This is a genomic window from Mesorhizobium sp. B3-2-1 (genome assembly GCF_006439515.1).
In the GTDB taxonomy this organism is placed as follows: domain Bacteria; phylum Pseudomonadota; class Alphaproteobacteria; order Rhizobiales; family Rhizobiaceae; genus Mesorhizobium.
The window spans coordinates 138,729-160,780 of sequence record NZ_VFTI01000009.1 but is presented as its reverse complement, the minus strand read 5'-3'; the positions used below and the strand labels follow the sequence as shown (position 1 = coordinate 160,780).

The window sequence follows — 22,052 nt, the reverse complement described above, 5'->3', positions numbered from 1 at the left end:
GCCTTCTCAGCCCGCCGTCTTGGCCTGCCAGGCCTTGATCGCCTCGTCGAACACCTTCTCGCCGGGAAGGCCCTTTTCCATGGTCAGCAATGCCCGCCGTCCGGTCTTGTAGACCACCGGCACGTCGATCCAGTCCTGGCCGCGCAGCAGGGTCATGTTGGCGTCTTCGTCGGCCTTGGTGTCGTTGAGCGCGACGAGGAAGAAGCCGTCGGCGATCTTGGCCGGGATGCCGATGAGCGGGCTGCCGGCATCCTGTTCCGAGCTCTTCATGGCGACGCGCAATATGTTGTCGACGCCGCCGCCCTCGAAGCCGTCGGGCGTCAGGAAGATCATCTCGATGATGTGGCTGGCCGGGAGGGTCTTGTCGGTGTTGCGGCGGATGGTCATGCGCAACTGGATGTCCTTGCCGGGAATGGTCGCCTCGGCACGGATCGCCGGCTCTGGCGGCAGGTCGCCGCCGGGCGATTCCTGCACCAGCGACCAGACGATGCTGCCGGGCTCGGCCGAACCCTGGGCAGTGCTGGTGCGCTCCTCATAGAAGATCGCCTTCTGGCCGACCGGAACCGAGGTTTGCGCCGCGGCCGGTGCCGCCGGCGCGGCGCTTGCCGGTGCCGTCGCGGGCGGCGTTGCGCCTGCCGGCGCGGGCGGCGGTGTGGCGGCGGCCGCACCGGCCGGGGCCAGGGTTCCGTTGGCGGATGGTGTTGCGGGCGGTGTGCCCGCCGCGGGCGTGGTCGCGGCTGGCGCAGGCGTACCGGTAGCCGGCGTATTGGTAGCCGGAGCGGGAACCGCCGGCGCTGCCGTGGCCGGCGCATTCGTTGCCGTTGGCGGCGTCGTCAGCGCGGCGACGGACTCGCCCTCGCCTATGCCGCTCTGCCCGCCCGCCGGACCGGGGTCGGTTTCGCCGCCTTCAGGCGTCAGCCGCTGCGTGAATTTCGGGCCCTCGGCGCCGGTCGCGGGCGCCGGTGGCGTGGCCGCGGCATCGGTCGCCGGCTTGGCCGGCGTCGTTTTCACCGGTTCGGTCTTGGCAACAACCTTGCTGCCGCCCAGGCCCAGCATCTTGCCGAAGGCATCCTTGTTCAGCCAGATGCCGTAACCGCCGCCGGCAACGACCAGCAATGCGACGACGGCGACGATCAACCCGCCATAGCTGCGCTTGCGTTCGGCCGGGCGCAAACGCTCGAAAGTGTCGGCGCCCTCCGGCGCTTCGTCATCGGCAAAGACATCGTCCCGGTCATCGTCCCGATCCGCGTCCATCCCCGGCAAGGTCTTTTCCGAAAACTCCGGAGCGGGCTGCACCGGCGTCGGCCTTTGCCAGCCTGGCTCGGCCTTGGCGGTTGGAGCAGGCCGGTAGGGCTCGGGATTCGCCACGGGCTGCGCCGGTTTGTACGGCTCCGGGCTGGCCGCGGCAGGGGCGGGCCGATACGGAGAAGGAGCGGGAGCCGATTCCGCCTTGGCCGGCTGCTTGACGTGGGTCGGCTGGTTCTTGTTACGGTCGATGGAGGAAAAGATGTGTTCCAGTTCCGCGAGCGGATCCGTTTCCGGCACACTCTTGGCATAGTCCCGCTCGACGCCGGCAATGGCGTCGTCCAGCGAGCGTTTCTGCTTGTCTATGGCCTCGGGAGCCAGCGGCGGCGAATAGTCCGCAAGCTTCTTCGCCAGCATGGCGCGAACACTGTTATAGATGCGCGTACGCTTCTCGGGCGTCTCGTCGCCATGCTTCTCGAATGCGTTTTTCAGAACAGCAACGAAATCTGCCATGCTTCAGTCGACCTGTATTTTGCCTCCGCGCCGGCCCCCGCAAATCAGCCGCGATGCCCGGAAAGGCTTCAGAAACTAGTCTTGAAACGGATCGGTCACAAGTATCGTGTCGTCCCGTTCCGGGCTGGTGGAGAGGAGTGCGACCGGCGCGCCGATCAGCTCCTCGATGTATCGGACATATTTGACGGCCTGAGCCGGGAGATCGTTCCAGCTGCGTGCGCCGGCGGTGGTGCCTTTCCAGCCATCCAGCGTCTCATAGATGGGTTCGACGCGGGCCTGCGCGCCCTGGCTTGCCGGCAAATAGTCGATCGTCTCACCGTCGAGCCTGTAACCGGTACAGACCTTGATCTCATCCAGCCCGTCGAGCACGTCGAGCTTGGTCAGCGCGATGCCCTTGATGCCGTTGACGGCGACCGCCTGGCGCACCAGCACCGCGTCGAACCAGCCGCAGCGGCGCTTGCGCCCGGTGACGACACCGAATTCATGGCCGCGTGTGCCGAGGAACTCGCCGATCTCGTTCTTCTGCTCGGTCGGGAACGGACCTTCGCCGACACGCGTGGTGTAGGCCTTTGTGATGCCGAGAACATAGCCGATGGCGCCCGGGCCGACGCCGGAGCCGGCTGCGGCCTGGCCGGCGACCGTGTTGGACGAGGTGACGAACGGATAGGTGCCGTGGTCGATGTCGAGCAGCGTGCCTTGCGCGCCCTCGAACAGGATGCGCTCGCCGGCACGGCGCTTGTCGTCGAGCACCTTCCAGACGCGGTCCATATAGGGCAGGATGTTGTTCGCGACCGAGGTCAATTCCTGCATGATCGCGTCATGCGTGACTTCGTCATGGCCGAGCCCGCGACGCAGCGCATTGTGGTGCGTCAGCAGCCTGTCTACCTTCAGGGGCAAAGTTTCCAAATCCGCCAGATCCATCACCCGAACGGCGCGCCGGCCCACCTTGTCCTCGTAGGCGGGGCCGATACCGCGTCGGGTCGTGCCAATCTTCGTTCCGGAATTCGAAGCGGCATCCTCGCGGAATCCGTCCAGCTCCCGGTGTACGGACAGGATAAGCGCCGTGTTTTCGGCTATTTTCAGGCGATCCGGCGTTACGTCCACGCCTTGGCCTTTCAGTTTCTCCACTTCGGCGACGAAAGCATGCGGATCGAAGACCACGCCATTGCCGATGATGGACAGCTTGCCTTCCCGCACGACACCCGAGGGCAACAGCGACAGCTTGTAGACCTTGCCGTCGACGACCAGCGTGTGGCCGGCATTGTGGCCGCCCTGGAAACGCACCACCACATCGGCACGCTCCGACAGCCAGTCGACGATCTTGCCCTTGCCTTCGTCGCCCCACTGCGAGCCGACGACCACCACATTGGCCATGTTTCTTTTCCCTTGAGACGCCGCCGCGCGGCTTGGATATGGTTCGAAACGACAGGCCTCTATAGCGTCAAGACCTCGCGAGTGCGACCTTTCTTTGCCGCCAAAAATGCCCTGAGGCACAACAATTTCCGGCTTTGACATCATTTACTTGGGCTGACGGGGGCAATAGGCCGGCAAACACCGCAGCCCATTCCCGCGGCCGGAAGCCCGCGATGCATCGAAGCGCCTACATATTCCTGCTGCTCACCACCTTGCTGTGGGGCGGCAATTCGGTGGCCGGCAAGCTGGCGGTCGACCACGTCTCGCCGATGACGCTGGTCGTCCTGCGCTGGATGCTGGCCGTGGCGATCCTGCTGCCGATCGGCTGGCGCACGATCCAGGAGGATTGGCCTGTCGTGCGCAGGCACTGGTTCGTGCTGGCGGCGCTGGGCGCCAGCGGCTTCACTCTGTTCAACACCATCTTCTACACCGCGCTCAACTACACCACGGCGATCAACGTCTCGATCGAACAGGCGGCGATGCCGATCCTGATCATGACAGCCAATTTCGTTTTCTTCCGCCTGCGCGTGAACTGGGCGCAGATCGCCGGCGTGGTGCTGACCATCTTCGGCGTCATCCTGACGGCCAGCCATAGCGATCCGCGCCGGCTGCTGACGCTGGAGCTCAATTTCGGCGACGCCATCATGCTGGTCGCGGTCGTTCTCTACAGCGGCTATTCGGTCGGGCTGCGGCTGAAGCCGGCGATGCGCTGGCAGAGCCTGATGCTGGCCATGTCGTTCGCAGCACTCATCACCTCGCTGCCCTTCTTCCTGTGGGAGGCCGCCGCCGGCAAGGTGATCGTGCCCGATGCGCGCGGCTGGGCCGTCATCGTCTATACGGCGATCGGCGCTTCGGTCATCTCGCAGATAACCTATATCAGGGGCAACGAGCTGATCGGCGCCAACCGCGCCGGCTTGTTCATCAATCTGGTGCCGATCTTCGGCACGCTGCTTTCGGTGCTGATTGTCGGTGAGACGTTCCAGCTCTATCAGGCGCTGGCGCTGGTTCTCGTCCTGGGCGGCATCGGGCTCGCCGAACACAGCGGGCGCAAGATGGCTTCCGGCCAGAGCAATTCCAGGAAGCGCGCGTAGCGCTTTCCGGCAGTGGGTCAGTTTGAAATTGGCGATCAGGACGGGTGGCCGAAGACCGTCACAATGAGAAAGGCCGCGCCGAACGCGCAGAGATAGCAGATAACACCATACGCCATGACCCGGCGCGCCGTCCGGAAGCGGGGTGAGAAGAACTCAGCGTACAGTCTTGCATTACGCCGCCCGAGACGTTCGCTCCAAGGGAGGTTTTTCTCATCTATTGGGCCAAACAAATTGGTCCGCACAATTATGCTCAGAAGTGAGATAAACACGGCTGCGAAACTTGGCACCAGCACCACGAAACAGGCTGTAATTGGAAGAACCAAGTGGGGATTGTCAGCCCATTCGTATTTCAATTCTCTCTCCGTTTTTTTACGGACCGCGAACCAGAGGTTTCTCCGCCTCTTTAGCCTCAATCAGCGCGACAATATCGCTGATTTCCCAAAGCTTGTTTGCAACGCCAGCAGCCATAGCCGGCGTGACGCGCAGCGTCTTCGGGCGCTCCAGCGGTCATGGAAACGCCCCGCATGCATGCCGGCAAACGGGGCGTCGTGTGCTTTTCACCTGGGAAGGTGCGGGAGGCTAAATCCCGCCCACGTCGAACTGGAGGCGCTTTGCCGAGTCGATCGACTTGTGGCCCCGCACCTGCTCCAGCACTTTTTCCGGGAACGGCGCGTCGAGATAGAGCAGCGCGATGGCGTCGCCGCCCGGCCGGTTGCGGCCGAGCTGGAAGTTGGCAATGTTGACGCCGTTCTCGCCGCACACCGTGCCGAGCAGGCCGATGATGCCGGGCGCGTCCGCATTGGTGGTGTAGAGCATGTGCTGGCCGACCTCGGCGTCGAGGTTGATGCCCTTGATCTGGATGAAGCGGGGCTTGCCGTCGGAAAAGCAGGTGCCGGCGATCGAGCGCGTCCTGTGCTCGGTCGTCACGGTGAGCTTGATATAGCCGTCGAACACGCCCGACTTGTCCCGCTTGACCTCGGCGACGATGATGCCGCGCTCCTTCACCATGATCGGTGCCGACACCATGTTGACGTCCGACACCTGTGGCCGGATCAGGCCGGCAAGGGCGGCGCTCACCAAGGCGCGCGTGTTCATCGTCGCGGTCGAGCCGTCGAACAGGATCTCGACCTCCTTGATCGGATCCTCGGTGACCTGGCCGACAAAGGCGCCGAGCACCTCGGCGAGCTTGACGAAGGGCTTTAGCCGCGGCGCCTCCTCGGCGGTGATCGAAGGCATGTTGATGGCGTTGGAGACCGCGCCCTTGATCAGATAGTCGCTCATCTGCTCGGCGACATGCAGCGCGACATTCTCCTGCGCCTCGGTGGTCGAGGCACCGAGATGCGGGGTGGCCACGACATTCTCCATGCCGAACAGCGGATTGTTCTCCGCCGGCTCGGCCTCAAACACATCAACGCCGGCGCCCGCCACCTTGCCGCTTTTCAGCGCCGCGACCAGGTCGGCCTCGACGACCAGCCCGCCGCGCGCGCAATTGATGATGCGCACGCCGTCCTTCATCTTGGCGATCGCCGCCGCATCGATGATGTTGCGCGTCTTGTCGGTCAGCGGCGTATGCAACGTGATGAAGTCGGCACGGGCGAAGAGCTCGTCCAGCTCGACCTTCTGGACGCCGAGCTCCTCGGCGCGGCTGTCCGACAGGAACGGGTCGAAGGCAATCACATGCATCTTCAGCCCGACGCCGCGCGTGGCGACGATCGAGCCGATATTGCCGCAGCCGATCACACCCAGCGTCTTGCTGGTGATCTCGACACCCATGAAGCGGTTCTTTTCCCACTTGCCGGCATGGGTCGAGGCATTGGCTTCCGGTATCTGTCGCGCCAGCGCGAAGATCATCGCCACCGCATGCTCGGCCGTGGTGATCGAATTGCCGAAGGGCGTGTTCATCACGATGATGCCCTTGCGGCTGGCGGCCGGGATATCGACATTGTCGACGCCGATGCCGGCGCGGCCGACGACCTTGAGATTGGTGGCGGCGTTGATCAGCTTCTCGGTGACCTTGGTCGCCGAGCGGATGGCGAGGCCGTCATACTGGCCGATCACTTCGAGCAGCTTTTCCTTGTCCTTGCCGAGGTCGGGCAGATAGTCGACCTCGACGCCGCGATCCTTGAAGATCTGCACGGCGGTGGGAGAGAGTTTGTCAGAGACGAGAACGCGGGGCGCCATGGCGGCCTCCTTGAAAATGGGATTGATCCGGGAACGGGCGGCCCTCGGGCCGCCGCGGAATAGCTCAGGCAGCCGCTTTCAGCGACGCCTTCTGGCTGGCGAAGGCCCAGTCGAGCCAGGGCAGCAGCGCTTCAAGATCGGATGTTTCGACGGTTGCGCCGCACCAGATGCGTAATCCCGGCGGGGCATCGCGATAGGAACCGATGTCGTAGGCGACGCCTTCCTTGTCGAGCATCGAGACAAGCCCCTTGGCGAACGCAGCCTGCCCGTCAGCGTCGAGCGCCGCGATATCCGGGTCGCTGAAGGACAGGCAGACCGACGTGTTCGACCGCGTCGCCCGCGCGACGGCGAGATGGCGGAGCCAGGGGGATCTTTCCGCGAACCGGTCGAGCACGGCGGCATTGGCATCCGCCCTGGCAATCAGCGCATCGAGGCCGCCGATCGACTTCGCCCAATTCAACGCGTCGAGATAATCCTCGACGCAAAGCATCGACGGCGTGTTGATGGTTTCGCCCTTGAAGATGCCTTCGATCAGCTTGCCGCCCGAGGTCAGGCGGAAGATTTTCGGCAGCGGCCATGAAGGCTTGTAGCTCTCCAGCCGTGCGACGGCACGCGGCGACAGGATCAGCATGCCATGCGCGCCCTCGCCGCCCAGCACCTTCTGCCAGGAAAACGTCACGACATCGAGTTTCTCGAAATCGAGCCTTTGCGCGAAGGCCGCGGAAGTGGCGTCGCAGATGGTCAGGCCCTTGCGATCGGCCGGAATGAAGTCGCCGTTCGGCACCCGCACGCCCGAGGTCGTGCCGTTCCAGGTGAAGACCACATCGCGGTCGAAATCGATCCTGGCGAGGTCCGGCAGCGCGCCATAGCCGGCCTCGATCTTGCGCACATCGGGCAGCTTCAACTGCTTGACCACGTCGGTGACCCAACCGGAGCCGAAGCTTTCCCAGGCGACCATGTCGACGCCGCGCTCGCCGAGCAGCGACCACAGCGCCATCTCGACGGCACCCGTGTCGGAGGCCGGCACGATGCCGATGCGGTAGTCGGCCGGGACGTTGAGAATCTCGCGCGTCAACGCGATCGCCTGCTCGAGCTTGGTCTTGCCGATCTTGGCGCGGTGGGAACGGCCGAGCGCGGCGGATTTCAGCGCCTCGACCGACCAGCCGGGACGTTTTGCGCACGGACCTGAGGAAAAATTGGGATTTGCCGGACGGAGTCCGGGCTTCGTATGCGTCGTCATCGTGGTCTATCCTTCCAGATAGTGGCCCCTCGTTGGGGAGGGGTGGCCCACGGACGGCGATATGCGTTCAGGCCACGGGCGTCAAGAGAAAAGTTTTTGTCGCTGCCAGGACACAGGCGGTCCGCGATCAGGATCGCGTGAACTTCAAACGCAAACGGCGGACCACGAGGATCCGCCGTCAAAATCCTGAATTGTCCCAAGCCTACCAGAGGTCGTAGCGCAACCCGAGCTTGACCTGGTGATTGCTGATCCCCTTTTTGACCGGGAAGGAGGTCAGGCTTTCGGCCGTCACATATTCGGCGTCGGGTGCCGAGAAATACTGATAGCCCAGATCGACGGAAACGTTCTTCGACACCTGGTAAGCCAGACCGGCATTCAGTGTGTAAGCCAGGGAGTACTGGTTCTTGTTGTCCTGCTGGGTGAGATTGTTGGCCGAGTCATTGTAATCGATGTAGGTCGCCGAAAGTTTGCGCGTGCTGCGGACGACACCGATGCCGGCGCCGATGTAGGGCGTGATCCCGACATAGGTGCCAAGATCGACATAGCCGTTGAGCATACCCGAGAAGGCATAGTTCTTCAGCGATGCCGACCCCACGTGCGGCAATGTAGGCGACGTTACGACAGCTGAATCATCATAACTGACACTGGCGCTGTTGCCGGGCAGATAGCCGAAATTGAGATCGGCGCGGAGGTAATCGTTGAAATGATATCCGAAGCCGACGCTCGCAAAATATGCGTCTTCGCTCTCACCAAAGCTCTCGTTGTTGATCGTTGACGGGAAGGTAAAATCCCCGTTCTTGAAGCTCTTCTCCACCAGGTAGGAGACGTCGCCGCGCAGATACCATCCTGAGCCGACTTCGACCGGCACATAATCCGGCGCCTGGTCGACATAGACCGGCGGATCGTAGTCGGCGGCGAGTGCCGATGTCAGCGGCAGGAGGCCGAATCCGGCAAGCGCCAGCGCAGTACGCGATATGAGTGTCATGGTCCCCGACTCCCGGATTTGGCGACACCTGCGATCACGGCGGCAGCCATCGTTTCAGGAAGCATTGTTAACCATAGTGGTTAAGTGCCGGTTAAGGCTAACAGGGCGTTAGCGAATTGATTTCGAAAGGATTCGCCTCGGATCATCTCAAACGAAAACCGCCCGGCTGATACCGGGCGGTCGACGAATTCTTGGAACTTCGCGGCGATTACTTGGTGTAGATCGGCTCGGGTTCCGGCTGGTAGGCCACCACCGGTGCGGCGCAACCGTTGTTGCCGCCGAACTGGTAACGCAGGCCACCCCGCACCTCATGTGTGTTGATGCCACGGTCGAAGCCTGGGCCGGCGCTGCTCGCATCCCATTCGAACATTCGGCCGCCCTGGATATGGGAGAAGCGGTAGCCGGCATCGAGGATGATCTTGTCGGTCAGGCAGTAGGAAGCACCGGCCATCAGAGCGTAAGCGAAGCGCCAATTGGATGCTCCGGGGTTGGTCTCGGTGGTGTTCGGATCGTAGACAGTATCCCACTTGACGCGCGCACCGCCGATGCCGGCGCCGACATAGGGCGTGATGCCGTGCCAGGTGCCGATATCGACATAGGCATTGGCGAGCAGCAGCAAGGCGCTCATTTTCGACACTTCGACCGATGTCGTGGGATTGCCAAGCGAGTCCACGCCCGAGGTTCCGCCGTTGAAGTTCGACTTGAACCAGTAGTCGGCGGTCAGGTCGGTGCGGAAGTGGTCGTTGATCTTGTAGCCGACGCCGCCGCCGAGCGAGAAGCCGCCCTTGAGCTTGCCGTAATCGAAGCTTGTGCCGCCAACCAGGATGTTACCGCAGTTGCAGGGATCGAGGCTGTAGGTTGAATAGTCGATGCCGCGCACATCGGACTTGTGATAGTCGATGTCGCCGCGAATATACCAGCCGCCGACATCCACCGGCTGCTCGTAGACCGGCGGTGGCGCTTCTTCGACCTGCGGCTCCGGCAGGTCGGCCGCGAACACCGGCCAGGCCAGGCCCGCGAACAACAGCGCGAACAGGGCCTTTCTTGCTGTATTGAACATGCTTGTCACCCCTAGAAACCCTCGGAACGGCGATCGTGTCCGAATGAGATTGGCTTTCAGGCGTGGATAATGAATTGCAAAAGTTAAAAGGCGTTTAACCCTGTCGATTAACCACGAATCTCTAGAATTCCGGGGATTCGGCGAGGATTTCGACAGAAGGCCACCGGTTCTCCGGCCAGCAAAAAAGCCCGCCGGAGGGGCGGGCTTCGATGCAAACCAAGGCGGCGGCGCGACGCGTTGCGGGCGGGCGGAGATCAGGCGGCGCTGCGGGTTTCCGAGATGACCCCGACGATGTCGTTGACGACGGCCTCGACCAGTTGCGGATCGTCGCCCTCGGCCATGACACGGATCAGCGGCTCGGTGCCGGATGGACGGATGACCAGCCGCCCGGCCTTGCCGAGACGGTGGCGGGCGTCTTCGATCGCGGCCTTGACCGGGGCTTCCTCCAGTGGCTTGCCGCCGGCGATGCGAACGTTCTTCAACAGTTGCGGCACCGGCTCGAACTTCTTCGACAGTTCGCTGACCGGGCGGCCCTGCCGCTTGATGCAGGCCAGCACCTGCAGCGCCGAGACCAGACCGTCGCCGGTGGTCGAAAAGTCGGACAGCACGATGTGGCCCGATTGCTCGCCGCCGACATTGAGCCCATGCGCGCGCATATGCTCCACGACATAGCGGTCGCCGACCTTGGTGCGGTGCAATTGCAGCTTCATGTCGCCGAGAAAGCGTTCGAGGCCGAGATTGGACATGACTGTCGAAACGACGCCGCCGCCGGCCAGCCGCCCGCTCTGGTGCCAGGACTCCGCAATCAGCGCCATGATCTGGTCGCCGTCGACGATGGCCCCGTTCTCGTCGACGATGACGACGCGGTCGGCATCGCCATCGAGCGCGATGCCGATGTCGGCGCGCACTTCGTGCACCTTCTTCTGCAGCCCGGCCGGATGGGTCGAACCGCATTCCTTGTTGATGTTGAAGCCGTTGGGTTCGACATTGATGGCAACGACTTCTGCACCGAGTTCCCACAGCGCCTCGGGCGCCACCTTGTAGGCCGCGCCATTGGCGCAGTCGACGACGATCCTGAGGCCCGACAGCGACATCGAGCGCGGCAAGGTGCGCTTGGCGAATTCGATATAGCGGTCATGCACGCCGTCGACGCGCTTGGCGCGGCCAAGCCCGTCGGAATCGGCGAGTGCCAGTTCGATATCCTTGTCGAGCATGCTCTCGATGCGTTCTTCGATCTCGTCGGAGAGCTTGTAGCCGTCGGGCCCGAACAGCTTGATGCCGTTGTCGTAATAGGGATTGTGCGAGGCCGAGATCATGACGCCGATGTCGGCGCGCAGCGAACGCACCAGCATGGCCACCGCCGGCGTCGGGATCGGGCCGAGCAGGAACACATCCATGCCGGCGGCGCAAAGGCCGGCCACCATCGCATTCTCGATCATGTAGCCGGAAAGCCTGGTGTCCTTGCCGAGCACGACACGATGGCGGTGGCTGCCGCGCTGGAACGAAAGGCCGGCAGCCATGCCGACCCGCATGGCGATCTCCGCGGTCATCGGAAACTTGTTGGCGCGCCCGCGAATGCCGTCCGTGCCGAAGTAATTCCCTGCCATGCTAGCCAGTATCCCCGATTGTCCTTAGCCGGCACGTCATGCCACAGTTGGCCGCCGTGCCTTGATCACATTGTGTGATTATATGTTACCAATCCTTAGAAAATCATTGTTGTGCGTCGCACACAACATGGCCGCAGCCATGCATGGCGACACTGTTGCGCCACAATATACCAGTTTTGCGAGCCATTCGGCGCAGATGCACCCCGAGAATTCTTGCCTCGGCGGCCGTAAGGCCAAATGATTTCATCACCTTGTCGTCAGAACGCGATTTCCGACGATATATACGCCGCTTGGCATCTGGCGCAACCGACCGTTGAGCGTTATTGATTCGCTGGGACGTATAATGGGCTGCAGCCACGGAGAAACGCTATGCTCATCCACCGAATTGCTACTCTGACCGGCCTCGCGGTCGCAACGTTGTTCCTGGCCGCGCCAGCCAACGCGTTGACGATGGCCGAGTGCAGCACGAAGTATAACGCCGCCAAGGACGCGGGGACACTTGCCGGAGCGACCTGGAACCAGTTCCGCAAGGCGCAATGCGGTACCGACGCCGCGGCCACCACGGACACCAAGGCGGCCACGACCAAGGCCGCTGAAACCAAGCCGGCCGAAGCCAAGCCGGCCAAGACCACCAAGGCTGCCGCCGCCGCTGCCGACAGCACGGCCAAGGGCCTGACTGCCAAGGAATGCAGCACCAAGTACCAGGCGGCCAAGGCTGCCGGCACGCTGAACGGCATGAAGTGGAACGACTTCCGCAAAACCGAATGCGCCGCTGGCGCATCCGCCGCCACCACCAAGCCGGCGACCACCAAGGCTGCGACCACGACCGCCCCGGCCGCCGCTTCTGGCAAGGGCCTGAGCATGGCCGAATGCAGCACCAAGTACCAGGCTGCCAAGACGGCGAACACGCTGAAGGGCATGAAGTGGAACGACTTCCGCAAGGCTGAATGCGGCGCCAGCGCGTCCGACGACGACACCGTGCCCGCCCCGAGCGAGGCGAGCTACACCAAGGAGCCGGCAAAGCCGACGACGGTTGCGCCCAAGGGCGTCACCTTCCCGTCCGCGATCTCGGCGAAATATGCCAGCGAAACTCCCGGAAAGGGCCGCATGCATACCTGCCTCGACCAGTACTATGTCCTCAAGGACGCCAACGCACTCGGCGGCCTGAAGTGGATCCAGAAGGGCGGCGGCTTCTACAGCCTCTGCAATGCCAAGCTGAAGGGCTGAGCCACGCGTGGCATTCCCCAGAGATCGATGGGGCATGAGCCGGTTGAGATCGAGTTGAATTAGACGGAAAATCTGGCAAGGACAGGTAAAGGCCCGCGATGCATCTGCATCGCGGGCCTTTTGTTGCGCGCGACGACGCCCGCGGCCTTGCTCGCATCTGCATATCGCGGGAGCTGTCGGCATCATCAATTCGCCCACACTGCCCGCCGCCAGGCTTGTCGGAAGCTCCCAAAGATTCTGATTGAACATACAAGGAACAAACAGTATACAAAAAGGACACATAACTTGTTTATCAACCAGGAGGGATCTCATGCTCAGTTTGAAATCGGCGGTATTGGCTGTGGCGGCATTGGTTGCTTGGAGCGTCGCCCCTGCAAGCGCACTGACGATGAAGGAATGCGGCGAGAATTATCGGACAGCCAAGGAAGGCGGCACTCTGAACGGCATGGACTGGGCCGCTTTCCGCAAAGAGAAATGCGCGACGTCCACCGCGGAGAGTGTCAGCGCGGATACGGTCAAAACCGCGCTGCAGCCGAAAAAGGAAACCAGCGCGGCGGTCGCCCCCACTGTAGCGCCGGCGGGCGTGACATTCCCGACCACCCTCGCCGCCGAGTTCAAGACCGAAAAGCCCGCGAAGGCGCGGATGAAGACCTGCCTGCAGGGTTACGATGACAACAAGGAGGCGGGTACGTTGAACGGCCTTCGCTGGATCCAGAAGGGCGGCGGTTATTACAGCCTGTGCAATGCGCGGCTGAAAGCTGAATCATAAAAATCGAATGCGGCGGATAAAGCGGTTCACCGTTTTTCACGCAGACATTGAGCCGTGATCCTCGGGCTTGTCCCGAGGATCTGCTATCATACGTCCGGCGCCCCCCCGAGGCGATGTCCCCCAAAAGTGGTTCAGTTCTGGGGCAACGACAGGCATAAAACAAAGACTTGAAGCGCGTCGCCTGAATCGGGAATGGCGTCAAACAAAAGAATAGAGCGCTTCTGCGTTCCGTGAGACGGTGAACCGCTCTGGTCTAGCCTTGCGGCTGCGGCTCCATGCCGCCTTCGGGCTCGGGACCTTTCTTGCGGCGGCCACCGGACTTCGGCACGGCCGAGCCACGGCTCGGGGGAGTGTCGTCGCCAAGGTCGCGCGCAGGCTTCTCACCCGCGATCAGTTGCTTGATCTCGTCACCCGACAGCGTCTCGTATTCGAGCAGGCCTTGCGCAAGCGCGATCCATTCCTTCTTCTTCTTGGTCAGCACCGACTTCGCCGTCGAATAGGCCTCGTCGATCAGGCGGCGCACCTCGCCGTCGATGATCTGCGCGGTCTCTTCCGAGATGTTCTGCGTGCGCGCCACCGAATGGCCGAGGAACACTTCCTCCTGGTTGTCGCCATAGGCAACATGGCCGAGCTTGTCGGAGAAGCCCCAGCGCGTGACCATGGCGCGCGCCAGCTTGGTCGCCTGCTCGATGTCGGAGGAAGCGCCCGATGTGATGTTCTCCTTGCCGAACTTGAACTCCTCGGCGACGCGGCCGCCCATCATGATGGCGAGGCGCGAGATCATGTATTTGTAGCTCATGGAGTATCGGTCGCCTTCCGGCAACTGCATGACCATGCCGAGCGCGCGTCCGCGCGGGATGATGGTTGCCTTGTGCAGCGGATCGGCCGACGGCACGTTCAATGCCAGGATGGCGTGGCCGGCCTCGTGATAGGCGGTCAGCTCCTTCTCGGCCTGGGTCATGGCCGACGAGCGGCGCTCGGCGCCCATCATGATCTTGTCCTTGGCGTCCTCGAACTCGGCCATGGTGACGAGGCGCTTGTTGCGCCGCGCCGCCATCAGCGCGGATTCGTTGACCAGGTTCATCAGGTCGGCGCCGGAGAAGCCGGGCGTACCACGAGCGACGACCTTGAGGTCGACGTTGGGCGCCAACGGCACGTTGCGCACATGCACCTTGAGGATCTTCTCGCGGCCGACGATGTCGGGGTTCGGCACCACCACCTGGCGGTCGAAACGGCCTGGACGCAGCAATGCCGGATCGAGCACGTCGGGTCGGTTGGTGGCGGCGATCAGGATGATGCTTTCGTTTGACTCGAAGCCGTCCATCTCGACCAGCAGCTGGTTCAGCGTCTGCTCGCGCTCGTCATTGCCACCGCCGAGGCCCGCACCGCGGTGGCGGCCAACAGCGTCGATTTCGTCGATGAAGATGATACAGGGCGCATTCTTCTTGGCCTGGTCGAACATGTCGCGGACGCGGCTGGCGCCGACGCCGACGAACATCTCGACGAAATCCGAGCCCGAAATGGTGAAGAACGGCACGTTGGCTTCGCCGGCGACCGAGCGGGCAAGCAGCGTCTTACCGGTGCCGGGAGGGCCGACCAGCAGCACGCCGCGCGGAATCTTGCCGCCGAGGCGCTGGAACTTCTGCGGATCGCGCAGGAACTCGACGATCTCCTCAAGGTCCTCCTTGGCCTCGTCGACGCCGGCGACGTCCTGGAAGGTGACGCGGCCATGCGCCTCGGTCAGGAGCTTGGCCTTCGACTTGCCGAAGCCCATGGCGCGCCCGGAGCCGGACTGCATCTGGCGCATGAAGAATATCCAGACACCGAGGATGAGGATCATCGGCAGCCACGAGATCAGGTAGCCGAACAGCGAATTGGAGCCGTCGGTCTCGGGCCGTGCATTGATGGTGACGTTCTTGTCCTCCAGACGCGAGACCAGCTGGGGATCGCCGGGTGAATAGGTCTGGAAGCCGCTGGAATTGTCGGTGTAGGTGCCGGTGATGCGGGCGCCCGCGATGGTCACCGTCTTGACCCGCCCGGCCGCGACATCCTGCAGGAACTGCGAATAAGGCACATCGCTCGAAGCCCCGCGCGTCTGCGGCGTCTGGAACAGATTGAAGAGGGCGATGAGCAGGACCGCTATGATCGCCCAGAGCGCGAGGTTGCGATAGTTCGGATTCATCAATTGTCCCGTTGGCGTCCGCGAGCGGACGGCATCATGAGAGGAAACTTGGGCCTAACATAGGGAGAGCGTCCCCCCTTGCCAAGCAGAACAGCATGTATGGGTTAAGCTTTCACGCAGCATCAACCGGCACTGTGGCCACGCAATGGCAAGGCGGGAAGTGGCGCCGCTCCGATCAACCCGGCGACGGCGCGCGCCGGGGCCAGATCGAAGGACGGCAGGAAGCGGGCAAAGGGAGCAACGACCGGCGACGCCGCGAACGCTTGCGATGTGGGCCGATCAGGCGCCGGACCAGCCTTCTCGACGGCTTGCAGCAGGGCTGGTTCAGCCGCCAATGCCCCGCGCATCAGGCTTGGCGGCGTCTTGCCCCGGTCGACAGCCAGCCGCTTCGCCGCCACTACCCCGAGAGGGGCGATCAACAATGCGCCGTTGGCGTCGTTCAATGTGATTTGGCGGCGCCCGTCCCAGATGGCGGCGTCGACCTCTGCCGCTGCCGCCGGCAAGCCCCGCATCTCCCGGCGCAGGAAGATGCCGGCGCGCCTGAAGTCGACCACCGTCCGCGACAATGTGGCGCAAAGAAATCCGGCCTTCAGCCGGGCGAACAACGCCTCGCTGCGAGCCTGGTCCGGCAGGAAGGCAATCCCGCCCGACGTCGCGAGCAGAATGCGCAGCGCGTAGACGGCCGCCCGGTCGTCGCCGGCGCTGAGCAGGGCCGGGTCGAGCCTGATGAGGCCCGATGCCGGCTGGCTGGCAAAGCGCTCGATCAGACAGGCGGCTTCGGCGCCAAGCCGGGTGCGGGCGTCGGCCTCCTGCGCTGCCAACGCCAGCGCGTCGGTCATGCGCTGCGCGCCGGCCTCCCCCGCAAGCGTTGCGCGTATGCGCGGCCGCTCGAAGGCTTCATCGGCATTGGTCGGGTCCTCGGCCCAGCCGACCTGTTGGCGCCGCAGGAAATCGCGCAGCGCAGAACGCCGGATGCCAAGAAGCGGTCGCACGATCCAGTCGCGCCACTCATGCAAGGTGGCGGGCGCCATGCCGGCAAGACCCCGTCCCGCTTCGCGGGCTGCATCACCGCGATCGCGCCGCATCAGCACCGTCTCGGCCTGGTCGTCGGATGTATGTCCGGTCACGATCAAGCCGATGCCCTCCGCCCGGGCGGCGCTGGCCAGCAGCCGGTAGCGCGCCTCTCGCGCTGCCGCCGGCAGGCCCGTCGACGGTTTTTCTCCGGACCAGGCCAGGACGCGGTGGGCGATGCCGCGTTCCGCGCAAAGCTTCGCCACGGCCCGCGCCTCATCAGCCGAACCCTGCCGCAAGCCGTGGTCGACCGTCACGGCCAACAGTCTGGCGGACGGTGCGGTTTTATCGAGATGCTGTTTGAGAAGGAGAAGGAGCGCGGTCGAGTCGCTGCCGCCCGATACGGCCGCAACAGCGCCGTTGGAAAAATCGATATGCGAAAAAAGTCTCGTCGAAAGATCAGGCTCGGTGTCGAGCATCAATGCATGTCGCCAAAATGTGGTCCCGGGTTTGGGACTGCGACGTTCCAAGGAAAAATCAGCACGCAGCCAAGGCCTTCTCCTGCTTGACGCGTTCCTTGAGTGTGTTGGAAATATCGGGATAGCGCTTGCCGACCTCGCTGAAGGTGGCGCAGGCGACATCATGCTGCTTGAGGCCGACCAGCGACACGCCGAGCTTCAACAGCATGTCGGGTGCCTTCTTGGCCTTGGGATAGTCCTTGCTGGCGGCGAGGAAGACTTCTGCCGCGTCGCGGTATTTCTGCTGGCCAAGCAGCGATTCCCCCAGCCAGTAATGCGCGTCCGCCGTCTTGGCGTCCTTGGGGAAGCGGGAGATATGGTCGCGGAAACCCTGTTCGGCGGTGCCGTAGTCGCCCGACAGGATGAACTGGTAGGAGTTGCGATAGAGCTCTTCGGGGTTGTTGGTGGCGGGCAGCGCCGCGACCACCGTGCCGCCGGACTTGCCGGCCTTGGCAGGTGCGCCGGTGGCTGGTGCCATGTCCTGTGCCGGCGCGGTTGCCTGCGTGCTGCCGCCGGCATCGATCACATTGCCATTCTTGTCGACGGTGATGGAACCAAAGGTCTTTTCGGGCGCTCCCTTGCCGGGGATCACCTTGCCAGGGTCGCCATCGGGTGATTCGACGATGACGTCCTCGACGGTCTTGCCGCCCGTGGATTGATCGCTGCCGGGCGCGGCGCCGGCATCAGCCGGCGCCTGGGTTGCCGGGGCCGAGGCCACGTTGGTGTTGGTTCCGGTGGTGGCATCTGATTTCTTCTGCGCCGGTTGTCCACCTTGCGGCCCGCCTTCCAGCTGCTGGAAGCGGAACTCGTTGTCTTCTTGCTGTTTGCGGATCTGCTCCTGCATCTGCAGGATCTGGAAATTGAGTTCCTCGACCTTGCCGGTCAGCTGCCGCAATTGGTCCTCGAGCCCGGTTACGCCGGCGCCGCTCGACTGCGCGAGCTGGACCTGATCCTGCTTTTTCTTCTCACCGAAAAGGCTGGGCAACTCGAGTGTCGGCAGATGGAAGGAAAAACCGCTCTCGGTTGATTGCCCGGAACCGCTCGCCAAAGCGGTTACGCCTGATAGGAGCAGCAGCGCAAGCGTGCCGCTCAGAACCGATCTCAAATGCATGTGCCTCTCGCCGTCCAATCGTTAGCTTGTTCGCGCCTTCCCAATCGATGTGAGACCAGCCAAGCGCCCTCGGCTCATAGCAGGGCGCGAGACTTCGGCCAAATTTTGTTTCGGGCGTCAGGATGTGAAAAAGGCGGCCCGGAGGCCGCCTTTCGCAGAAGTGTGTTGTATTTTTGCCGATCAGGAACCAGCGCCGCTGAGCGTGGTGACGGCGCGGCGATTCTGCGACCAGCAGGAGATGTCATCGCATACGGCGACCGGACGTTCCTTGCCGTAGGAAATCGTCTTGAGGCGGCTGGCCGAAACGCCCTTGGAGACCAGGAAGTCGCGGGTGGCGGCCGCGCGGCGGGCACCAAGCGCCAGATTGTATTCGCGCGTGCCGCGCTCGTCGGCATGGCCTTCGATGACGATGGCATACTGCTTGTATTGGTTCAGCCACTGCGCCTGACGCGAAAGCGTCGTCTGCGCGTCGGCCCGGATCGACGTCGAGTCCGTATCGAAGAAGATACGGTCGCCGATGTTGACGGTGAAGTCCTGCGCCGAGCCGGGTGTCGCGGCACCTGCGCCATTGAGGCCAAGGTCGGCCGCGTTGTTCGGGGTCTTCTTCGAAGCGCAACCGGCGACGGCGAGCATCGCCACCAGCGCGATCATGACCGGGTTTCTGGTAAGTGCTGCGATACGGCCCATGCCGCCTCTCCTTCGCATTCGAGTGATTTCGTTGATCACCCAGTAACCACGTTTGGGTTAACCGGCATTCAAGAAACACGGTTAAAATTTGGTTTAGGCCGCCCGTCCGCAGCCGTTTCGTCATAAGCCACAGTTGGCGCGGACCCTAGGCGGAAATGCGGCCAAAACGCGACGAAGGCATGGAAAAGGGGCCGAAAACGGCCCCTTTTCAGCTTGTGTGGCAATTCGGTCGAACCTATTCCAGCAACGGCGACCAGGCCGGATCCGAAGCAAAATTCGCGGTCGGGATCGGCTGCTCGTTGCGGCCGGTGAGATCGACGGAAACCAGTTTCGGACCGCCATTGGAGTCGCGGAAGAACATCAGCACGCGGCCGTTCGGCGCCCAGGTCGGGCCTTCCTGCTGGAAGCCGGAGGACAGGATGCGTTCGCCAGAGCCGTCGGTCTTCATGACGCCGATCTGGAATTCGCCGCCGGTCTGCTTGGTGAAGGCGATGAGGTCGCCGCGCGGCGACCACACCGGCGTCGAATAGACGCCGTCGCCGAAGGAGATGCGCGTCTGGCCCGAGCCGTCGGCACCCATGACGTAGATCTGCGCGCGGCCGCCACGGTCGGAGGTGAACACCACCTTGCTGCCGTCGGGCGAATAGGAGGGCGAGGTGTCGATGGCGGTCGAGTTGGTCAGCCGCGTCGTCGAACGGCTGCGCAGGTCCATGGCGAAGATGTTGGAATTGCCGTCGTCGCGCAGCAGGCTCATGATCACCTTCTGGCCGTCTGGCGAGAAGCGCGGCGCAAAGGTCATGCCGGGAAAATTGCCGACCAGTTCGCGCTGCCCGGTCTCGATCTGCAGGAGATAGACCCGCGGCTGGCCGCTTTCATAGGACATGTAGGTGATTTCCTGCCGGTTCGGCGAGAAGCGCGGCGTCAGCACGATCGACCGGCCATCCGAGAGATAGCGGATGTTGGCGCCATCCTGGTCCATGATGGCGAGGCGCTTCTTGCGCGCGTTCTTGGCGCCGGATTCGTCGATGAAGACGACGCGCGTGTCGAAATAGCCCTTCTCGCCGGTCAGCCGCTCATAGATGGCATCGGCGATGATGTGGGCGACGCGGCGCTGATTGGCGTCGTTGGCGAAGAATTGCTCGCCGGCCATCTGCTGGCCGGCAAAAGTGTCCCACAGCCGGTACTGGGCGCGGATGCGCCCGTCTGCTTCCTTGCTGACGCTGCCGGTGACCAGCGCCTGCGCGTTGATCACCTTCCAGTCGTCGAAGCGAGGGGTCGCGTCCGGATTGGCGATCTTCTCGATGAAGGCGCTCTTGTCGATCGGCGCGAACAGGCCGGAGCGCTTGAGATCGGCGGTGACGATCTGGGAAATCTGGGCGCCAAGCGCATCGCCGCCCTGGAAATCCGTGATGGCGATCGGCAGCGGCTCGACATTGCCCTTGTTGACGTTGAGCTCGACGAGCGCCAGCGCCGGCAGCGTGCCTGCAGCGGTCATGCCCATCGCCATCGCGGCAATCATCAGGAGCGGCTTGAGGATTGATTTCATGTCTTCTCGCTTCTCATACTGATTTTCGGATGTCAGGGCCTACAGGCCGAGCATCTCCCTTGGATCGAAGGTGACCCGGATGTCGTTCCAGATGTCCTGCTTGCCGGCGGGAACCTGCAGGCCGGCCATGTCGCATTTCTGAACCGCGCGCACCGCACTCTCATCGAACTGCCTGTTGCCGCTCGATGTTTCAACGGACGGACGGCCGTCGAGCTTGCCGGAGTTGTTCAGATTGAAACGGACGACGACGACGAAATTCTCCGAACCTTCAAGTCCGGCCGGCAAGGTCCAGCAACCGCCGAGCTGGCTTTCCAGGGCGCCCTGCTCCGACTTCGACAGCTTCTGGCCCTGATCCTTGTCGCCGCCGAGCGACGCCTGCTGGGTCGAGCGCTTGGCGCCGCCGCCGGACGGCTTCTGCTTGTCGAGCAGGGCCGAAATTTCGTTGGCGTTGAATTGCTTGTCGTCGGACTTCGGCTTGGACGAGGCTTCCTTGACCGGCTTGTCGGCATTCTTGCGGTCAGGCGCCTTGGCGCTTTCGGGCTGTGCCTGTTGCGGCTTGGGCCGGGCTTCCGGGGCCGGCGCGGAACTCGGCAATTGGGTCTCTTCGGGGGGCGGTTCCTTGGCTATGGCCTCGGCGACGGCATCCGGCTTGACCTCGGGGGTCGGATCGATAGCGGCGGTCTTGTCCTGCGGCGGCGGGGTCGGCGCCGGCTTGGCCGGCGTCGGCTTGGGCTCCGTCTGCTTGACCGGCTCGGGCTTGACCTCTTCCTTGGGCGTCGGCGCTGGCGCCACTTCCGTCGCCGGAATGGGCTTGGGCTTTTCCTGCGGCTTCGGCACGTCCTCGGTCTTCGGGATTTCCTTCGGGGTCGGCGCTGGCGCCGGGGCCGAGGTCGTGTCGACGGGTTTCGGCTTGGCTTCCGGCGTTATCGGCTTGTCGGTGTCGACGCTGTTTTCGCCCACCTTCTGCGCATTTGGCACGATGTCGGGACGCTGCGTCGGCAACGGCGCCGGCTTTTCATGCATCACGGCCTTCTTGTCGCCCTGCAAGGTCTGCGCGATGGCCTCCATCGGCACGATGTCGACCGCGACCGACTCGACGTCCGCTGACGGCAGCGCGGCCGGCGCCGACAGTGTGAACAGGCCGAAGGCCAGCACCGCCGTATGCAAGATCACCGATGTGGTGAGGCCGGTCCTCATCGTGCGTCTATTGATCCTGTTCCTGCAGTGAAACCAGGCCGATGTTCTTGTAGCCAGCGGCCGAGATGCGAGCCATGACCTTCATGGCCGTGCCGTAGTCGGTCGACTTATCGCCACGGATGAAGATGCGCTCTTCATAACCGGTCTTCGAGATCGCCTGCAGCTTGGCCACCAGCTCCTCGATCGGAATCTCGGTTTCCTGCAGGAAGATCTTGCCGGTCGCGTCGATCGAGACGGTGATCGGCTGGGTGTCGGCATTCATCGCCTTGGCCTGCGTGTCCGGCAGGTCGATCGGCACGCCGACCGTCAGCATCGGTGCGGCGACCATGAAGATGATCAAAAGCACGAGCATCACGTCGACCATCGGGGTGACGTTGATCTCCGACATCAACGCATGGTGACGGCCGCGCCGCCGGTGGCCACGCCCGCCGCGCCCTCCCATGCCTACGGACATACCCATCTCGTTACT

At 63.4% G+C, this 22,052-nt stretch carries 18 protein-coding genes; 3 read left to right on the top strand and 15 right to left on the bottom strand.

What is annotated here, in order from left to right; all coding sequences use genetic code 11:
* Window positions 1-6 precede the first annotated feature (6 nt).
* Both FJW08_RS12185 and FJW08_RS12180 read right to left on the bottom strand, forming a co-directional pair.
* On the bottom strand, window positions 7-1,758 hold the full coding sequence (locus tag FJW08_RS12185) for a hypothetical protein (RefSeq protein ID WP_140810740.1): 1,752 nt from the start codon (window positions 1,756-1,758) through the stop codon (window positions 7-9).
* Between the two features lie 75 nt (window positions 1,759-1,833).
* Complete coding sequence (locus tag FJW08_RS12180; protein ID WP_140810739.1) at window positions 1,834-3,132, bottom strand: adenylosuccinate synthase; 1,299 nt, start codon at window positions 3,130-3,132, stop codon at window positions 1,834-1,836.
* A 212-nt stretch (window positions 3,133-3,344) separates the two neighbouring features.
* Between FJW08_RS12180 and FJW08_RS12175 the strand changes: the two genes are divergently transcribed.
* Window positions 3,345-4,262: a DMT family transporter gene (locus tag FJW08_RS12175; protein ID WP_140810737.1), complete on the top strand. Its 918-nt coding sequence runs from the start codon at window positions 3,345-3,347 to the stop codon at window positions 4,260-4,262.
* A 35-nt stretch (window positions 4,263-4,297) separates the two neighbouring features.
* On the opposite strand, the gene FJW08_RS12170 is transcribed toward FJW08_RS12175, so the two are convergent.
* The 6 genes from FJW08_RS12170 to glmM all read right to left on the bottom strand — a co-directional run bounded on the left by FJW08_RS12170 (window position 4,298) and on the right by glmM (window position 11,335).
* Complete coding sequence (locus FJW08_RS12170; protein WP_140754723.1) at window positions 4,298-4,615, bottom strand: hypothetical protein; 318 nt, start codon at window positions 4,613-4,615, stop codon at window positions 4,298-4,300.
* A 226-nt stretch (window positions 4,616-4,841) separates the two neighbouring features.
* The gene (gene serA, locus FJW08_RS12160) at window positions 4,842-6,443 is read right to left on the bottom strand and encodes a phosphoglycerate dehydrogenase (RefSeq protein WP_140810736.1); all 1,602 of its coding nucleotides are present in this window, start codon (window positions 6,441-6,443) and stop codon (window positions 4,842-4,844) included.
* Between the two features lie 64 nt (window positions 6,444-6,507).
* Complete coding sequence (locus FJW08_RS12155) at window positions 6,508-7,683, bottom strand: phosphoserine transaminase (protein ID WP_140810735.1); 1,176 nt, start codon at window positions 7,681-7,683, stop codon at window positions 6,508-6,510.
* Between the two features lie 202 nt (window positions 7,684-7,885).
* Window positions 7,886-8,668 carry an outer membrane protein gene (locus FJW08_RS12150; protein ID WP_140754729.1) on the bottom strand — a complete coding sequence of 261 codons (783 nt, stop codon included), beginning with the start codon at window positions 8,666-8,668 and terminating at the stop codon, window positions 7,886-7,888.
* 208 nt (window positions 8,669-8,876) lie between these two features.
* Window positions 8,877-9,728: an outer membrane protein gene (locus tag FJW08_RS12145; RefSeq protein ID WP_140810734.1), complete on the bottom strand. Its 852-nt coding sequence runs from the start codon at window positions 9,726-9,728 to the stop codon at window positions 8,877-8,879.
* Between the two features lie 254 nt (window positions 9,729-9,982).
* On the bottom strand, window positions 9,983-11,335 hold the full coding sequence (gene glmM, locus FJW08_RS12140) for a phosphoglucosamine mutase (protein ID WP_140754733.1): 1,353 nt from the start codon (window positions 11,333-11,335) through the stop codon (window positions 9,983-9,985).
* A 369-nt stretch (window positions 11,336-11,704) separates the two neighbouring features.
* On the opposite strand from glmM, the gene FJW08_RS12135 reads away from it, so the two are divergent.
* Both FJW08_RS12135 and FJW08_RS12130 read left to right on the top strand, forming a co-directional pair.
* On the top strand, window positions 11,705-12,562 hold the full coding sequence (locus FJW08_RS12135; protein ID WP_140810733.1) for a hypothetical protein: 858 nt from the start codon (window positions 11,705-11,707) through the stop codon (window positions 12,560-12,562).
* A 310-nt stretch (window positions 12,563-12,872) separates the two neighbouring features.
* Window positions 12,873-13,331: a hypothetical protein gene (locus tag FJW08_RS12130; RefSeq protein ID WP_140810732.1), complete on the top strand. Its 459-nt coding sequence runs from the start codon at window positions 12,873-12,875 to the stop codon at window positions 13,329-13,331.
* Between the two features lie 253 nt (window positions 13,332-13,584).
* Here the strand turns inward: FJW08_RS12130 and ftsH are convergent, their stop codons facing one another.
* From ftsH to tolR, 7 genes are all read right to left on the bottom strand, one after another.
* A complete protein-coding gene (gene ftsH, locus FJW08_RS12125; RefSeq protein ID WP_140754739.1) occupies window positions 13,585-15,513 on the bottom strand; it encodes an ATP-dependent zinc metalloprotease FtsH in 1,929 nt (642 codons plus the stop codon).
* A 122-nt stretch (window positions 15,514-15,635) separates the two neighbouring features.
* Window positions 15,636-17,003 carry a tRNA lysidine(34) synthetase TilS gene (tilS, locus tag FJW08_RS12120; RefSeq protein WP_140810730.1) on the bottom strand — a complete coding sequence of 456 codons (1,368 nt, stop codon included), beginning with the start codon at window positions 17,001-17,003 and terminating at the stop codon, window positions 15,636-15,638.
* 58 nt (window positions 17,004-17,061) lie between these two features.
* On the bottom strand, window positions 17,062-18,153 hold the full coding sequence (gene ybgF / locus FJW08_RS12115; RefSeq protein ID WP_140810729.1) for a tol-pal system protein YbgF: 1,092 nt from the start codon (window positions 18,151-18,153) through the stop codon (window positions 17,062-17,064).
* 180 nt (window positions 18,154-18,333) lie between these two features.
* Complete coding sequence (gene pal, locus FJW08_RS12110; protein WP_140754743.1) at window positions 18,334-18,840, bottom strand: peptidoglycan-associated lipoprotein Pal; 507 nt, start codon at window positions 18,838-18,840, stop codon at window positions 18,334-18,336.
* A 235-nt stretch (window positions 18,841-19,075) separates the two neighbouring features.
* On the bottom strand, window positions 19,076-20,386 hold the full coding sequence (gene tolB, locus FJW08_RS12105; RefSeq protein WP_140754746.1) for a Tol-Pal system beta propeller repeat protein TolB: 1,311 nt from the start codon (window positions 20,384-20,386) through the stop codon (window positions 19,076-19,078).
* A 39-nt stretch (window positions 20,387-20,425) separates the two neighbouring features.
* On the bottom strand, window positions 20,426-21,583 hold the full coding sequence (locus FJW08_RS12100) for a TonB family protein (RefSeq protein WP_140810728.1): 1,158 nt from the start codon (window positions 21,581-21,583) through the stop codon (window positions 20,426-20,428).
* Window positions 21,584-21,590: 7 nt separating this feature from the next.
* The gene (gene tolR / locus FJW08_RS12095) at window positions 21,591-22,043 is read right to left on the bottom strand and encodes a protein TolR (RefSeq protein WP_027141797.1); all 453 of its coding nucleotides are present in this window, start codon (window positions 22,041-22,043) and stop codon (window positions 21,591-21,593) included.
* Window positions 22,044-22,052 lie beyond the last annotated feature (9 nt).

Excerpts from the sequence above, each read along its gene's own strand:
- glmM (WP_140754733.1), bottom strand. The coding sequence starts at position 11,335 with ATGGCAGGGAATTACTTCGGCACGGACGGCATTCGCGGGCGCGCCAAC.
- FJW08_RS12150 (WP_140754729.1), bottom strand. The coding sequence starts at position 8,668 with ATGACACTCATATCGCGTACTGCGCTGGCGCTTGCCGGATTCGGCCTC.
- FJW08_RS12155 (WP_140810735.1), bottom strand. The coding sequence starts at position 7,683 with ATGACGACGCATACGAAGCCCGGACTCCGTCCGGCAAATCCCAATTTT.
- FJW08_RS12180 (WP_140810739.1), bottom strand. The coding sequence starts at position 3,132 with ATGGCCAATGTGGTGGTCGTCGGCTCGCAGTGGGGCGACGAAGGCAAG.
- ftsH (WP_140754739.1), bottom strand. The coding sequence starts at position 15,513 with ATGAATCCGAACTATCGCAACCTCGCGCTCTGGGCGATCATAGCGGTC.
- tilS (WP_140810730.1), bottom strand. The coding sequence starts at position 17,003 with ATGCTCGACACCGAGCCTGATCTTTCGACGAGACTTTTTTCGCATATC.
- FJW08_RS12100 (WP_140810728.1), bottom strand. The coding sequence starts at position 21,583 with ATGAGGACCGGCCTCACCACATCGGTGATCTTGCATACGGCGGTGCTG.
- FJW08_RS12130 (WP_140810732.1), top strand. The coding sequence starts at position 12,873 with ATGCTCAGTTTGAAATCGGCGGTATTGGCTGTGGCGGCATTGGTTGCT.
- serA (WP_140810736.1), bottom strand. The coding sequence starts at position 6,443 with ATGGCGCCCCGCGTTCTCGTCTCTGACAAACTCTCTCCCACCGCCGTG.
- tolB (WP_140754746.1), bottom strand. The coding sequence starts at position 20,386 with ATGAAATCAATCCTCAAGCCGCTCCTGATGATTGCCGCGATGGCGATG.
- FJW08_RS12145 (WP_140810734.1), bottom strand. The coding sequence starts at position 9,728 with ATGTTCAATACAGCAAGAAAGGCCCTGTTCGCGCTGTTGTTCGCGGGC.
- tolR (WP_027141797.1), bottom strand. The coding sequence starts at position 22,043 with ATGGGTATGTCCGTAGGCATGGGAGGGCGCGGCGGGCGTGGCCACCGG.
- pal (WP_140754743.1), bottom strand. The coding sequence starts at position 18,840 with ATGGGCCGTATCGCAGCACTTACCAGAAACCCGGTCATGATCGCGCTG.
- FJW08_RS12185 (WP_140810740.1), bottom strand. The coding sequence starts at position 1,758 with ATGGCAGATTTCGTTGCTGTTCTGAAAAACGCATTCGAGAAGCATGGC.
- ybgF (WP_140810729.1), bottom strand. The coding sequence starts at position 18,153 with ATGCATTTGAGATCGGTTCTGAGCGGCACGCTTGCGCTGCTGCTCCTA.
- FJW08_RS12135 (WP_140810733.1), top strand. The coding sequence starts at position 11,705 with ATGCTCATCCACCGAATTGCTACTCTGACCGGCCTCGCGGTCGCAACG.
- FJW08_RS12175 (WP_140810737.1), top strand. The coding sequence starts at position 3,345 with ATGCATCGAAGCGCCTACATATTCCTGCTGCTCACCACCTTGCTGTGG.